Below are 12,242 nucleotides of genomic sequence, written 5' to 3'. Positions count from 1 at the left end.
GTCAACGTGTCCAGCTTGTTCGGCATCTTCTCCGTGCCAGGCCAGGCCGCGTACAACGCCGCCAAGTTCGCGGTTCGCGGGTTCACCGAAGCGCTACGCCAGGAGATGCTGGCGGCCAAGCGCCCAGTGAAGGTGACGACGGTGCATCCGGGCGGCATCAAGACCGCGATCGCCCGCAACGCGACGGCAGCCGAGGGCATCGACCCCGCGGAACTTGCGAAGGTCTTCGACAAGAAGCTGGCTTACACGTCACCGGAGAAAGCCGCCAAGATCATCCTCGAGGCCGTTCGCAAGGACAAGGCCCGCGTCCTCGTTGGCGCTGATGCCAAAGTCCTCGACATCATCGTGCGGTTGACTGGTTCCGGCTACCAGAAGCTATTCTCTTCGGCGATCGCCAAGACACTCCCGAAGATCCACTGACACCTGAGTTCGTTCACCGCCGGTCGGAAAAGCGGATGTCCAAGCTACGCAGGTACGTCTGCAGGCCGGCATCCTGAATCGGAATCAGGTGTGCCGGGGCGCCCGACTCGTTGAAGTGCGCGTGCCACAGGCCCGGCGGCGTAACGAACGCGCCGCCTGCCGCCCAGTCGACCCGGGTCGGGTTGACGATGTTTCCCCGCTCATCCAATCGGGTGCCAAGCAGCGTGTAGCAGCCCGGCTCTGCGTCGAGAATCAGGTCGAGCGCGACCGACTGGTGGCGGTGTGGGCGCTGCTCCTGATCCGGCGGCAGCAGACCGAACATCGCCCACAGCACGTGGGTGATCGTCAGTGTCTGCTCCTCGGCGGCATTGGCCAGCAACACGCTGACCCTGCTCTTGTCGTTGGCGCCGGGGCGGGACGCGATCTCATCTAGCCGCGCCACCGCGTCGGCCCGTCGGAATTTCGTTGCGCGGAAGCGGGGTTCGGTCGCCGCTGCGCCCAGATGACGAAGCAACGGCTCGTCGTTCACCCAGTACAGTGCGGCGTCGGAGCCGGTGTCGGCATGGAAGGTGGCACGGCTGTCGGCGGGAAGTGTCAGAAAATCACCCTTCTCCCACCGCACTAGCCGACCGTTCACCGCCGAGAAACCCCGGCCGGATATCACGTAGTAAAGCTGAGAGGTGGCATTCGGATTCGTGTCGATGCGCTCACCCGCACAAATCCGCATGAAGTTCGCCACCAGCGCCGGACTGGTCGCCGGGCCGTTCGCGATCCCCAGTTCACTCGACAGGTCCAACGGGATGATTCGGCTGGGGCCGTCGGCATAGAGGTCCCGGCTGAAGGCCTTGATTGGAATCTTCGACGTGTGCCCGGAGTCGATCGGGTTTGCGGCCTTGGAGTACTCGTAGTAGCGGGCATCCTCGGCCCAATCTTCGAACCGCCCCTCGAATCCGTACTCGGCCACATTGGTCACCGGCGCAGCGACAGTCGGGTCCAGCGCGTCGCGCTCGCCACCGACTTCCGTTGTCACGAGATCTGTGTTGATCGACATTTCACCGTCTCCTTTCGACGTCGCGTTCCTGGTTCGTTCGCCGGACTCTCTGAGAGTGCATAAAGCTCTGGAACATTCACCACGATTGCCTCTTGGGTACTGCGGGCAATCACGATCACCGCGGGATGATCGTGGTCTGGATTCTCTTCTCGATGCGGAACGTACGGCGGGACGAAGACGTAATCGCCCGGCGCAGTGGAGATGCGGACTTCCTGGACGCCGTCATGGAATACGAACGCGGGGTTCCCGCTCCGCACGAAGATCGCCGTTTCGGAATCGCCATGGTGATGGCTGTCCGACGCCGTCTCTGGCGACACATGGGTTTCACCCATCCAGATCTTCTCCGAACCCACAGAGCCAACGCTGATCGCGCCAAATCGCCGCATCCCCTCGGTCTGGGCCGTGTCGGAGCTAAGTTCCGAAGCCCTGACGTGGCGCACGCGCGTGCGAGCCGAGTCGTGGACATGCGCGGCGCTCGGCGACGGCAAGTCTGGATGGAATCCGTCCGGGTTACTCATAGACGTTTTGCCCCGCTTCATTGCTCGGCGATCGCTGATCACTTAGACGTTGGTATGTAGTCGAATTCGTCTGGATTGGGGCCGGTCCTCCCGGATTCGCCCTTGTCGAGGTCCGAGATCGCAAGCATGTCGGACTGGTCCAGCTCGAAATCGAACAACTCGAAGTTCGACTTCATTCGATCCAGCGACACGGACTTCGGGAAGACGATGTCCCCTCGCTGAACGTGCCAGCGCAGCACTACTTGGGCGGGTGACTTGCCGACGGCGTTGGCGATTCGCTCGATGATCGGGTCACCGAGCACCTTGCCCTGAGCGATCGGTGACCACGCCTCCGTCGCGATGCCATGCTCCTGCCCGTAGGCCCGTACCTCGTCGTTTGCGAAGTAGGGATGGACCTCGACCTGATTCACAGCCGGCACCGTGGCGGATTCCTTCGCGAGTCGATCAAGGTGTGCCGGCTGGAAGTTCGAAACGCCGACGCTGCGGGCGCGGCCATCTGCGGCGAACTCTTCGAGAACCTGCCAGGTCGAGACGAAGTCCCCGTCGTAAAGCGTTGGCAGCGGCCAATGGATCAGGAATAGGTCGACGTAGTCGGAACCGAGCGCGCTCAGGGTTCCGTCGAACGCGCGGCGTGCATCGTCCGGTCTGTGGAAGCCGTTGTTGAGCTTGCTGGTAATGAAGACATCGGCGCGGTCCACCTCGGCTTCGACGATGCCCCGGCCGACTCCCTGCTCATTTCCATACATTTCAGCGGTGTCGATGTGCCGGTAACCGATGTCGAGGGCAGCTTTCACCGCTGCAGCGGTCTTCTCTGGCTCGATCTGGAAGACGCCGAAACCAAGCTGCGGGATGTGGGCGCCATCGGTCAGGACCACTGCGGGAACGCTGCTCATGGTGGGTCTTCTCCTATGTCAGTTCCGCCTAGCGACGAAATCGCCCTTACGCGGTGCCGTGATACCGGCGGGATTCGTAGTTCTCAGCCTTGCATTTCGCGCGGACTTTGGCGTTCCCGCTGGCACCCATCCACCGGTACGGCCAGCACTACTCGAGCCCGATTATCATGTGGCGCTTACGTGCTCGATGTTGTCATCGCTACGTTCAACGCGAAGCAATCCAGTGTGCAATCTCAGGTTCGCGTCAGCCCCTTCTCAGCTGGGCGGCGGACGCTTGGGAAGTCGGAAGGAGCGTGCGGTGGTCGAAGGCTTGCTTGGAGTCGTTCTCCTGCTATTCGAACTCGTGCTAATTGCACGCATGGTCGTCGACTGGGTCGGTGTGCTGTCGCCGGTGGGCGGCCGCAGCGGCCTTTACCAAGCACGCCGGATTACCCACGGCATCACCGAGCCGGTGATCAGCCCGGTGCGGCGGGTGCTGAAGCCCGTGCGGTTCGGGTCGGTCTCCATCGACCTGGCATTCACCGCAGTGTTCGTGGCCGTGATCGTCCTGCGAACCGTAGTGGTGCCGTTGATTCCATTCTGAGGACGCTGCCGGCCACCGCATTCAGTGTGAGCAACGAATCCGTCGCGGGTCTGGACGCGTCACTATGAGGGTCCGGCTCGATCGGCACTAGAAACCGGCGGCCTGCCCGTCGCGACGCGGGTCGCTCGCCCCGAGATACCCGTCCTGCAGGCGCCAGATCGCCTGGCAGCTGCCGAATTGGTTGTAGTCGTCGACCGCGACCACATCGTGGCCGCGCCTGCGCAACTCGTCGACCGTTGCCAGCGGGAAACCGCGCTCGAGGCTCACGCTCATGCCGTGTATCCAACGGAACCGCGGACCGTCACAGGCCGCCTGCGGATTCTGGCCGTAGTCGGCGATGCGTACCACCAGCTGCAGATGACCCTGTGGCTGCATGGTGCCGCCCATCACGCCGAAGCTCATCACCGGTGCACCCTCTCGGGTGAGGAAACCAGGAACGATGGTGTGGTACGGGCGCTTTCGCGGTGCGACCAGATTCGGGTGCCCCGGCGTCGTACTGAAGCCAGTGCCGCGGTTCTGCAACGAGATCCCGGTGCCGGGCACCACCACGCCCGACCCGAAACCGTCGTAGTTGGATTGGATCATCGACACCATCATCCCGGCGACGTCGGCCGCAGTCAGATACACCGTGCCGCCCTTCGGCGGCCGGCCTGCCGAAACCGCTGTAGCCCGCGCCGGGTCGATCAGGGTCGACCGCTGTCTGAGGTAGTCGGCGTCCAACAGCTGATTCGGACGTACCGGCATGTGGTCGATGTCGGCGACGTGGGCCAGCGCGTCGGCGAAGGCGAGCTTGATCGCCTCGATCTGCAGGTGCACGCTGTCTGCCGAATCCACTGGGAGCGAGGCCATGTCGAAGTGCCGCAGGATGCCGAGCGCAATCAAGGCGATGATCCCCTGACCATTGGGGGGAAGCTCGTGCAGTGTGTAGCCGCGATAGTCGATGCTGATCGGATCGACCCAGTCGGCGCGGTGCGAGGCCAAGTCGGAGGCCAGCATCGCGCCCCCGTTCACAGTCGAGTGCGCCTCCATCGCCGCCGCCAACTCGCCCCGATAGAACGCCTCCCCGCCCGTTGCCGCGATCGTCTCCAACGTCGCCGCGTGCTCAGGGAGCTGGAACCGCTCCCCCGGCGCCGGCGCCCGGCCGCCCGGAAGAAACGCGTCGGCGAATCCCGGTTGCGACCGCATTTCGGGTACCTGGGCGGCCCACTGCGCGGCCACTGTCGGCGAGACGAGAAAACCGTCGCGGCCGTAGCCGATCGCCGGCTCGAAGAGGCGCGCGAACGGCAACCTGCCGAACCGGGCGTGCAGTTCGGCCCATGCCGACACCGCGCCAGGCACGGTGACCGAATTCCAGCCACGCAGCGGAACCGGGCCGCCACGGAAATACTCGGGCGTCCACGCCGCAGGCGAACGCCCGGAGGCATTCAACCCGTGCAACTTCTCGCCGTCCCACACGATCGCGAAGGCGTCCGAACCGATGCCGTTGGACACCGGCTCGACCAACGTCAGAGTGATTGCGGCGGCAAGCGCCGCGTCGACCGCGCTGCCTCCGTCGGCGAGCATAGCCAGGCCGGCCTGCGAGGCCAGCGGCTGAGACGTGCAGACCACATGGCGCGCCAGTACGGGCTTGCGTGGCCACGCGTAGGGAAATTCCCACGAGAACGGGACAGTCATCGGTGCAATCCTAGAAGCCTGGCGCCCAGCACAGCAGCCCGCGCCAGTGGGAGGTCACTGGCGCGGGTCCGCCTGGACTCGGCGACTGTTCAGTTGGCGGTAGCGGGCCGTTGATCGTTACCGGTTCCAGCCCCAGGGCCAGAAACCGCCCCAGCCGCGATCGCCGTGCCAGCCACCGCGGTCACCGCCCCAGCCGCCGCCGTGGAAGCCGCCGCCCCCGCCGTGGAAGCCGCCGCCCCCGCCGTGGCCGGCCGGGATGATTTCGCCTGCCGTGGCCGCCGTTGCGGTGGCGACCACTGTGGGCTGAGCCGGAGCGGGATCGGCCATGGCCGCTGGTGCTGCGGCGATGGTAAGCGCGGCAGCGCCAGCCACCAACGCCGATGTCATGTACTTCAATCCAATTCGCATGATGAGACTCCTTCGAAAGTCGATTGGTTCGTGCCTCTTCCAGAGTTGCCACTCAGCGAGCCCATGTCGTCACCGCTGGCACCCATTCACGCTTCCCACTAACCGGAATGGGCGTTGTCATCGGCCACCGGCCAAGGTCGGCGATGGCGCCGCATCAGCCTGTGCAGTCACCGAGTCCGGGCAGGAGGATGGCAACCAACCCGTCAGCGTGGGTCTCAATCCAGTTGGGGTCAACGGGATCTCGACCGGTAAGCAGGCGGAATTCTGGGGCGTTCACATACGGCAGTGATGCGGCGCCGACGAGCACGTAGTACAGAATCTCGCTGTCGATGGGTGCGGCAATGCCGGCGTCACGCAGTATCTGCCACATCGGCCGGATGCCACCGAAGAATGGCTTCACGTGGGTGTTGGTCATCCACGTCAACCGGTCACTGGCCGCGGTGCCCTCGTGCACCATGATCTGGTTCAGTTCAGGGTGTTTGGCTGCGAACCGCACGAACCGGCGGATCCCATCTGCAAACGCGGCACCGAGCGCCGGGACATCGGTCCCGGTCGGGTCCGCGGGTATGGCGCCGTCGAATGCTTCCCCCAGCAGCCCGAAGAGGTGATCGACCGCGGCCGTCCACAACGCGGCCTTCGACTCGAAGTGATAGTTGATCTGCGGCTGGTGCGCCTGGACGCGCGATGCGATAGCACGCGTCGACGCGCCGTCGAACCCCTTGGCCCCGAACTCGATCAGAGCCGACTCCAACAGGGCCTCCCGGATATCGGTCCTGGTTCGGCGGAGGCGCACCTTGGTCGGCGAAGGGGTCTTGCGTTCCATCCTTCGAAGTGTACTCTTATTATCAATCGATAATAGCAATGGAGAGGAATGCGGCTATGAACATCACGCCAGAGACCACGAATCAAGACCAAGCTCCCTCATCGGCGCACCTGCTACCGCTGTCCAAGGATCCGTTCCAGGCGCCAACGGATCGCGACATGCTGCCCTCTGAGCGGCGGCAGTTCGTTCAGACCCACCGGACCTGCGTATTCGGCTACGGCCGCAAGTCGGACGGCCCGGCGATGTCGATCGTGTACTACGTCCCAGACGACAACGACGACCTGCTGGTGGCGACCATGGGCAATCGGGCCAAGGCCAAAGCCGTCGCCCGCAACGGCAAAGTCAGCCTCTGCGTCCTCGACGAGACCTGGCCCTTCTCCTACCTGCAGGTGTATTGCGACGCGGTGATCGACGACGACGACGAGACCCTGATCGACGTGATGATGGCGGTGGCTGAACGCATGTCGGGTCAGCCTGTGCCAGCGGAGATGCGTCCTGCGGTCAAGGCCGTCGCAGAGCAGGAAGGCCGGGTGCTGATGCGCTGCCGGCCCTACTCGACGTTCGTGACGCCGCCGCGACACTTGCACAGCAACGAACAGCAGGAGCTGACCCACTGGGTCTCGGCATCGATGCCTTGGGACGCGCCCGACTCCCCCGACGGTGGCTCGCAGCGATGAGCGACGTCACCGAGCGCTGGCGCTCCGAGCGCGTCATGGCCGCCATGTACGAGACCGGTGTCAAGCACGACAGCGTCGCAACGGTCGGCGCCTGGGCGATGTGGGGCGCCGACATGCGACGTATGTTCGTCGACGTCGAGCGACTTGCAGACGCCCCGGCGGGAACCTCCGTACTCGACATACCGTGCGGCGGCGGCTTCGCGTTCCGCGGTCTGCGACCCGGCCAGGACGTGCGGTACGTCGCGGCCGACATATCTTCGTACATGCTCGGCCAGGCGCGCGCACAGGCGGCCCGACGGGGTGTGCAAGACGCGATCGAGTTCGCCGAAGCGGACGTGACCGCCCTACAGTTCGCCGACGACAGCTTTGATCTCTGCGTGACCTACAACGGGCTGCACTGTTTGCCCGACCCGCGTGCGGCGCTCGGCGAACTCGCTCGCGTGCTCACGCCAGGAGGAACGCTGAGGGGAACGTCATGTGTGACGGGGCGAGGCATCCGCAAGGATGCCGTGATCGCGGTGGCGCGTCGAGCCGGGGTGTTCGGAAACACCCCACGCGCAGGCGAGATCGAAGCGTGGTTGCGGGAATTCGGCTTCGACGTCGTGACACTCGAACCTAGCGGGGCGATCGAGTTCTTCGAGGCGCGACTGCCGCGCGGCGAGCAGACGGACCGATGAGCGACCATGTTGTCGGCTCCCACAACGACCTGCATAGTGATCAGGGAGCTCGAAAGGGAGAGCATCAGGGGCGGTCAGCTGATCCGATCATCAAGGTGCACGACATTGCGTGGTTGGAGTTCGAGAAGCCGGATCTGGCTCGGGCCGAAGCATTTTCGTCCGCGTTCGGCTTCACTACCGCACTCCGTACGGCCGACGAGCTGTTCTTGCGCGGCACCGACTCCGGCTCGCCCTGCGTGCTGATCCGGCGAGGTCCGCAGTCGAAGTTCGTCTCAGCCGCATACACCGCACAGGACCAATCCGATGTGCTGCGGCTGGCCGAGGCGACCGGGACCATAATCCGCGCACTGTCCGAGTCACTCGGCGGCGTCGCGGTCGACCTGGTCGACCCCAGCGGTGTCACGGTCCGTGTCGTTGCCGACACCCACCAGCTCGAGGCCATGCCAGCACAGACCCCGCAGCAGTTGAACTTCGGGCACGAGCTCGTCCGGGTCAACGCCACGCAGCGCCCGCCGCGCGTGCCGACGCGGGTGCAGCGGCTGGGGCACGTGGTGATGCAAACGACCAAGTACCGGCAGGCCCTCAATTGGTATCTCGATCACCTCGGGATGATCGTCAGCGACTTCATGTACTACCCAGGGCACCGCGACCGGGGGCCGGTGATGAGCTTCATCCGGTGCGATCGCGGGCAGGCTCCGGCTGACCACCACACCCTGGCGATGGCGCTGGGCCCGTCCAACAAGTACGTCCATTCGGCCTACCAGGTCAGCGACTTCGACGCGATGGGCGCCGGCGCGCGCTACCTCGCCGAGCTTGGCTATCACCGCTCGTGGGGAATCGGTCGCCACATCCAGGGCAGCCAGATCTTCGACTACTGGCGTGATCCCGACGGTTTCATGGTCGAGCACTTCAGCGACGGTGACGTGTTCGACTGCACGCTCGAGCCGGGGTGGGCTCCGTTCACCGCCACCGGCCTTTCCCAATGGGGACCGCCGATCACCAAGGACTTCCTCGGCATCGCACCCGGCCGAGAATCGCTGCGCGAACTTCGCTCGATAGTCAGCGCGCTGCGCACTGACAACGAATTCGACCTGGCCAGCCTTCGCGGCATGCTCGCCGTTGCCAACTCCTGAGACCCAACCAGCCAAGGATCCACGATGACCGTCTCCATCCTGCGCACCGCCGACGCCTGGTGGGTGCAAACGCCCACCGGGGCCGCCCGGATCACCACCGCGGCCGCCACCACACGCGAGCTGCTGGCCGACCGAGCGGCTATCGACGCCGCAGTCCACAGCACCGACACCGTCGCGGTGGACAGCCTGGCACTGCTGTCCCCGGTCACGGCGCCGTGCCGGGTGGTGGCACAGATGACCAACTACGCCTCCCATGTCCAAGACGCCGGGCGGGACCCGAAAAATACCCCACTGGCCTTCTTCCGCAAGGCATCCGGCTCCATCAGCGGTCCACTCGACGACATCGTCAAACCCGGCCACGTCCGACTGCTCGACTACGAAGTCGAGATCGGTGTGGTCATCGGCCGCGAAATGCCCGTCGGCACCACGATCACCGACGCCAATCTCTCGGACTACGTCTGCGGGCTGGTGGTGACCAACGACGTTTCAGCGCGCGACGTGCAGTTGACGAAAACGCAATTCTACGAATCAAAGTCGTATCCGACGTTCACTCCGGTCGGGCCCGCGCTGGTCCTGCTGGACGGCGACGAACTCAAGCGCTTCGGTGACATGCGGCTGCAGCTGCGCGTGAACGGTGCGATCCGCCAAGACATGCTCGTCGAGGGTGACATCATCTACCCGCCTGTCCAGGCACTGCAGGCGCTGTCGCGGTTTCAGCATCTCGATCCCGGCGACCTGGTCTTGACCGGAACTCCGGTAGGCACGGCGATTAGTGCGCCGGCCAAGCCGGTCGAGGTCATTGGGTCGCTGCTTCCGGACCAGCTGAAGTGGAGGGTCTTCTTCTCGAAACAGGCCAAGAGCCGAAAATACCTGCGCGACGGCGACATCGTCGAAGCCAGCGTGGCAACCGATGACGGGGCAATCGATCTCGGCGTGCAGCGCACCCTCGTCAAGTACGCGTGAGCGACGGCGACCGCTGATGACACCAAATGCCCGCGACCTCGTGCTGGACACCTTGACGGTCGAGCAGGAGGATCGAGTACTCACCGTCCGGTTTTGCGATCCACCGTACAACTTCATGACGGCGCGGATGCAGAAGGACCTCGACACTCTCACCGCAGCCGTCGACGACGACACCAGTGTCGGCGCGGTCGTCCTCACCGGAGGCATACCCAAGCGCTACATCACTCATTTCGACATCGCCGAGATTCTCGCTGCCGCTCAGCGTGTCGGGCGGCCCTTACCGGATCAGGCGCTGTTGCACCTCTTGCGGGGTATCGACGTCGCCGGTGCCGTGCCCGGCGGCGAGCAGGTCTTGGAGCGGAGTCCCGTCGGCCGATCCGTGAATGTCAATCGGTTCAATGAGATCGTGTTGCGCATCATGAGATCGCCCGCGGTCTACCTCGCCGCGATTGGAGGGCCATGCGGCGGAGGAGGATTGGAGATGTCGGTTTGCTTCGACGTCCGATTGGCCGCCGATGACGAAGCCGTTGGCTTCATCCTTCCTGAGCTCCTGATCGGTCTGACCACGACCGTCGGAGGCCAGCGCTTGGCCCAGATCATCGGGCCCGCCAGGGCGCTGGAGATGATGCTCGAGGGCCGGATGTACTCCCCGCGTGAGGCACATCAGATGGGCCTGGTGAATCGGCTGGTGCCCCCGGATGACCTCGTCGAAGAAGCCCAAGAGCTTGGCAAGCGATACGCCCGCCGGAACCGGGACACCATTGCGGCACAGAAGAAAGTCTTCAACGAAAACCTGGTCCTCGCCCCCGCCGAGAGCCTTCGCCGTGAAAGCGCGGCCAACATATCCACGATTCTGTCCGGCCCCGCCCCGCAGGCGCTGCAGAAATGGCTTGAGATGCAACGGGCCGTGAATGGTGAGTCCGTGTTCCTGACAGACCTCCAAGCCTGGATACAGGGGGAGGTGGTCCAACTCAACGCCGGATAGGACGTGGCTGGTGTTCGGATGCAGGAACGCGAACCGGCCGACGGTCTCGCCCTCCCACTTCGTCGATGGGATGAATGCGACCTGGTCGCGTGACGTAGCAGTGCTGGCTGGCAACCAACGGATCTAAGTCCCGTCGTCACCGCACCAGCTTGCCTTGCGCCCCAGGACCAAAGCGCTTAGGGCGGGAGTTGGTACTTCCCCGCCCCAAGCACGCGGCCGTTGTCAGCGGTGGTGATAGAGCAGGGCACCCGAGTCCCCGCCGAATGGCTGCTGGTTTTGGGCGGCCTCCTGCGCGGCTGCCCCGGGAGTGGCGACGATTTGGGCATTTCCCGGGCTCTGCTGCACCGTAGCGTCGGCCGCAGCGATCGGTGCCAGTCCAATGACTGCAGCGGATGCGGCGAGGACCAGTGGTGCGACGTATTGCAGTTTCATTTCTTTCTCCTTTTTGTTTGGTTGACATCGCCTATGGGCGAGGTCGGGTGAAACTCGGTGCCGACGGCGTACTCGCGTCAGCTGGTGCAAGCGTGGAGTCAGACGGCGCCGCCGGTGTGCGTGCCGTCGACTGTCCCGGGCGGCGTTCCGGAATTCCACGTCACGGAGCCGAATGGGACGAGCGAGTCAAGGGCACGTGGGAGGAGTCCATCCGTGCCGGGCTGTTGACACTGGTAAGCCCAGGCGCAGTACGGCGCCGTAGCGCGAGCCGGCGGAGTGACACCGAGGAACTGTGCGGCGACACCGACGGTACCCGCAGCCACCATGGCGGCCGCGGCGATTCCTAGCGCCGAATGCACCCCCCGCCGGTTGCCCGTCGAGCGGGCGGTGTTGACCGTTGTCATCGACTTCCTCCACATGCAATTTTTAGCCTCGTTATGTATCTCAAGAGTGCTCGATGGCGGCATCGTTGTCGTCGGCGCTAGCCACCAAACCGCCTGAGGAGAACCGGAATTCCTGCATGGCAGCTAGCTGGCATGCGGATCGCCACCCGTGCAAGTGCGCCGTGGGCTGTCACCCCGCGAATCCGTTGCAGTCAAGACCGTTCCGCGGGAAAGGCCTTTCGGTCTTGGCCGGCCCCGCTGGCTCGGGGAGTCAACGAGAGGCGCTCGAGGTGCCGACCGACGCCACACGGTCAGGTGACCGACCTGCACTCGCTCGGACTGCTACGAGGCGACGGGCAGAACGCTGTCCCCGGGCACCTGCAGCCCGAACGGTGGCGGCTCGCCGACCTGCCAGGTGCCGTCCTGCAAGCTTCGGCCCGCCGCGCGGGCCCTTTGCAGGGCACGCCGTGCCATAGGTAGCTGTTGAATCTCCCAGGCCTTTAACCGGTCTGGGACGTAGCTCGTAGTGGCGCCGAGTAGTGACTTGCCCAGCTGCCAGGCATCGTCGGCCGCCTTCGCGGTGCCCACACCGATGTGTGGCCGCAGCGCAAACGCCGCGTCG

General features: G+C 64.8%; 15 protein-coding genes and 1 pseudogene. 7 read left to right on the top strand and 9 right to left on the bottom strand.

The window, feature by feature from the left end; all coding sequences use genetic code 11:
• Positions 1–420 (top strand): SDR family NAD(P)-dependent oxidoreductase (locus QOD90_RS22035; RefSeq protein ID WP_526353042.1); only part of this gene is annotated, 420 nt, incomplete at its 5' end.
• A gap of 13 nt (positions 421–433) precedes the next feature.
• On the opposite strand, the gene QOD90_RS22030 is transcribed toward QOD90_RS22035, so the two are convergent.
• The 3 genes from QOD90_RS22030 to QOD90_RS22020 are packed head-to-tail and all read right to left on the bottom strand — an operon-like array spanning position 434 to position 2,882.
• Positions 434–1,471 carry an AraC family ligand binding domain-containing protein gene (locus QOD90_RS22030; protein WP_526353040.1) on the bottom strand — a complete coding sequence of 346 codons (1,038 nt, stop codon included), beginning with the start codon at positions 1,469–1,471 and terminating at the stop codon, positions 434–436.
• Entirely contained in the window at positions 1,447–1,989 is a 543-nt protein-coding gene (locus tag QOD90_RS22025) for a cupin domain-containing protein (protein WP_526353044.1), read from the bottom strand. The genes QOD90_RS22030 and QOD90_RS22025 overlap by 25 nt, the downstream gene beginning before the upstream one ends.
• 38 nt (positions 1,990–2,027) lie before the next feature.
• Positions 2,028–2,882 carry an aldo/keto reductase gene (locus QOD90_RS22020; protein WP_526353038.1) on the bottom strand — a complete coding sequence of 285 codons (855 nt, stop codon included), beginning with the start codon at positions 2,880–2,882 and terminating at the stop codon, positions 2,028–2,030.
• Positions 2,883–3,180: 298 nt separating this feature from the next.
• Between QOD90_RS22020 and QOD90_RS22015 the strand changes: the two genes are divergently transcribed.
• On the top strand, positions 3,181–3,465 hold the full coding sequence (locus tag QOD90_RS22015; RefSeq protein ID WP_526353036.1) for a YggT family protein: 285 nt from the start codon (positions 3,181–3,183) through the stop codon (positions 3,463–3,465).
• Between the two features lie 87 nt (positions 3,466–3,552).
• Here QOD90_RS22015 and QOD90_RS22010 read toward each other — a convergent pair whose 3' ends face one another.
• From QOD90_RS22010 to QOD90_RS22000, 3 genes are all read right to left on the bottom strand, one after another.
• Positions 3,553–5,139 (bottom strand): gamma-glutamyltransferase family protein, encoded by a 1,587-nt coding sequence (locus tag QOD90_RS22010; protein WP_526353034.1) that lies wholly within the window; start codon positions 5,137–5,139, stop codon positions 3,553–3,555.
• A 117-nt stretch (positions 5,140–5,256) separates the two neighbouring features.
• Positions 5,257–5,547, bottom strand: a complete 291-nt coding sequence (locus tag QOD90_RS22005; RefSeq protein ID WP_526353032.1) for a hypothetical protein — start codon at positions 5,545–5,547, stop codon at positions 5,257–5,259.
• A gap of 154 nt (positions 5,548–5,701) precedes the next feature.
• Entirely contained in the window at positions 5,702–6,370 is a 669-nt protein-coding gene (locus tag QOD90_RS22000) for a TetR/AcrR family transcriptional regulator (protein ID WP_526353030.1), read from the bottom strand.
• A gap of 56 nt (positions 6,371–6,426) precedes the next feature.
• Here QOD90_RS22000 and QOD90_RS21995 point away from each other — a divergent pair, with 56 nt between their 5' ends.
• The 5 genes from QOD90_RS21995 to QOD90_RS21975 are packed head-to-tail and all read left to right on the top strand — an operon-like array spanning position 6,427 to position 10,805.
• Positions 6,427–7,047 (top strand): pyridoxamine 5'-phosphate oxidase family protein, encoded by a 621-nt coding sequence (locus tag QOD90_RS21995; protein ID WP_526353028.1) that lies wholly within the window; start codon positions 6,427–6,429, stop codon positions 7,045–7,047.
• Positions 7,044–7,724: a class I SAM-dependent methyltransferase gene (locus QOD90_RS21990; RefSeq protein ID WP_526353026.1), complete on the top strand. Its 681-nt coding sequence runs from the start codon at positions 7,044–7,046 to the stop codon at positions 7,722–7,724. The genes QOD90_RS21995 and QOD90_RS21990 overlap by 4 nt, the downstream gene beginning before the upstream one ends.
• Positions 7,721–8,857 (top strand): VOC family protein, encoded by a 1,137-nt coding sequence (locus QOD90_RS21985; protein WP_526353024.1) that lies wholly within the window; start codon positions 7,721–7,723, stop codon positions 8,855–8,857. Before QOD90_RS21990 ends, QOD90_RS21985 begins: the two co-directional genes overlap by 4 nt.
• A gap of 24 nt (positions 8,858–8,881) precedes the next feature.
• Positions 8,882–9,820, top strand: a complete 939-nt coding sequence (locus QOD90_RS21980) for a fumarylacetoacetate hydrolase family protein (protein WP_526353022.1) — start codon at positions 8,882–8,884, stop codon at positions 9,818–9,820.
• A 16-nt stretch (positions 9,821–9,836) separates the two neighbouring features.
• Positions 9,837–10,805: an enoyl-CoA hydratase/isomerase family protein gene (locus QOD90_RS21975; RefSeq protein WP_526353020.1), complete on the top strand. Its 969-nt coding sequence runs from the start codon at positions 9,837–9,839 to the stop codon at positions 10,803–10,805.
• A gap of 222 nt (positions 10,806–11,027) precedes the next feature.
• On the opposite strand, the gene QOD90_RS21970 is transcribed toward QOD90_RS21975, so the two are convergent.
• From QOD90_RS21970 to QOD90_RS21960, 3 genes and pseudogenes are all read right to left on the bottom strand, one after another.
• Positions 11,028–11,237: a hypothetical protein gene (locus tag QOD90_RS21970; protein WP_526353018.1), complete on the bottom strand. Its 210-nt coding sequence runs from the start codon at positions 11,235–11,237 to the stop codon at positions 11,028–11,030.
• A 98-nt stretch (positions 11,238–11,335) separates the two neighbouring features.
• Positions 11,336–11,641 carry a hypothetical protein gene (locus QOD90_RS21965; RefSeq protein WP_526353016.1) on the bottom strand — a complete coding sequence of 102 codons (306 nt, stop codon included), beginning with the start codon at positions 11,639–11,641 and terminating at the stop codon, positions 11,336–11,338.
• A gap of 321 nt (positions 11,642–11,962) precedes the next feature.
• Positions 11,963–12,242 (bottom strand): annotated as a pseudogene (locus QOD90_RS21960) (FAD-dependent monooxygenase); the annotation flags it as partial.

Source organism: Mycobacterium sp., assembly GCF_032161845.1.
Classification (GTDB): domain Bacteria; phylum Actinomycetota; class Actinomycetes; order Mycobacteriales; family Mycobacteriaceae; genus Mycobacterium.
The sequence above is the reverse complement of the archived record's forward strand: the minus strand, read 5'-3'. Positions and strand labels throughout refer to the sequence as shown.

Excerpts from the sequence above, each read along its gene's own strand:
- QOD90_RS22030 (WP_526353040.1), bottom strand. The coding sequence starts at position 1,471 with ATGTCGATCAACACAGATCTCGTGACAACGGAAGTCGGTGGCGAGCGC.
- QOD90_RS22025 (WP_526353044.1), bottom strand. The coding sequence starts at position 1,989 with ATGAGTAACCCGGACGGATTCCATCCAGACTTGCCGTCGCCGAGCGCC.
- QOD90_RS22020 (WP_526353038.1), bottom strand. The coding sequence starts at position 2,882 with ATGAGCAGCGTTCCCGCAGTGGTCCTGACCGATGGCGCCCACATCCCG.
- QOD90_RS22010 (WP_526353034.1), bottom strand. The coding sequence starts at position 5,139 with ATGACTGTCCCGTTCTCGTGGGAATTTCCCTACGCGTGGCCACGCAAG.
- QOD90_RS22005 (WP_526353032.1), bottom strand. The coding sequence starts at position 5,547 with ATGCGAATTGGATTGAAGTACATGACATCGGCGTTGGTGGCTGGCGCT.
- QOD90_RS22000 (WP_526353030.1), bottom strand. The coding sequence starts at position 6,370 with ATGGAACGCAAGACCCCTTCGCCGACCAAGGTGCGCCTCCGCCGAACC.
- QOD90_RS21995 (WP_526353028.1), top strand. The coding sequence starts at position 6,427 with ATGAACATCACGCCAGAGACCACGAATCAAGACCAAGCTCCCTCATCG.
- QOD90_RS21990 (WP_526353026.1), top strand. The coding sequence starts at position 7,044 with ATGAGCGACGTCACCGAGCGCTGGCGCTCCGAGCGCGTCATGGCCGCC.
- QOD90_RS21985 (WP_526353024.1), top strand. The coding sequence starts at position 7,721 with ATGAGCGACCATGTTGTCGGCTCCCACAACGACCTGCATAGTGATCAG.
- QOD90_RS21980 (WP_526353022.1), top strand. The coding sequence starts at position 8,882 with ATGACCGTCTCCATCCTGCGCACCGCCGACGCCTGGTGGGTGCAAACG.
- QOD90_RS21975 (WP_526353020.1), top strand. The coding sequence starts at position 9,837 with ATGACACCAAATGCCCGCGACCTCGTGCTGGACACCTTGACGGTCGAG.
- QOD90_RS21970 (WP_526353018.1), bottom strand. The coding sequence starts at position 11,237 with ATGAAACTGCAATACGTCGCACCACTGGTCCTCGCCGCATCCGCTGCA.
- QOD90_RS21965 (WP_526353016.1), bottom strand. The coding sequence starts at position 11,641 with ATGACAACGGTCAACACCGCCCGCTCGACGGGCAACCGGCGGGGGGTG.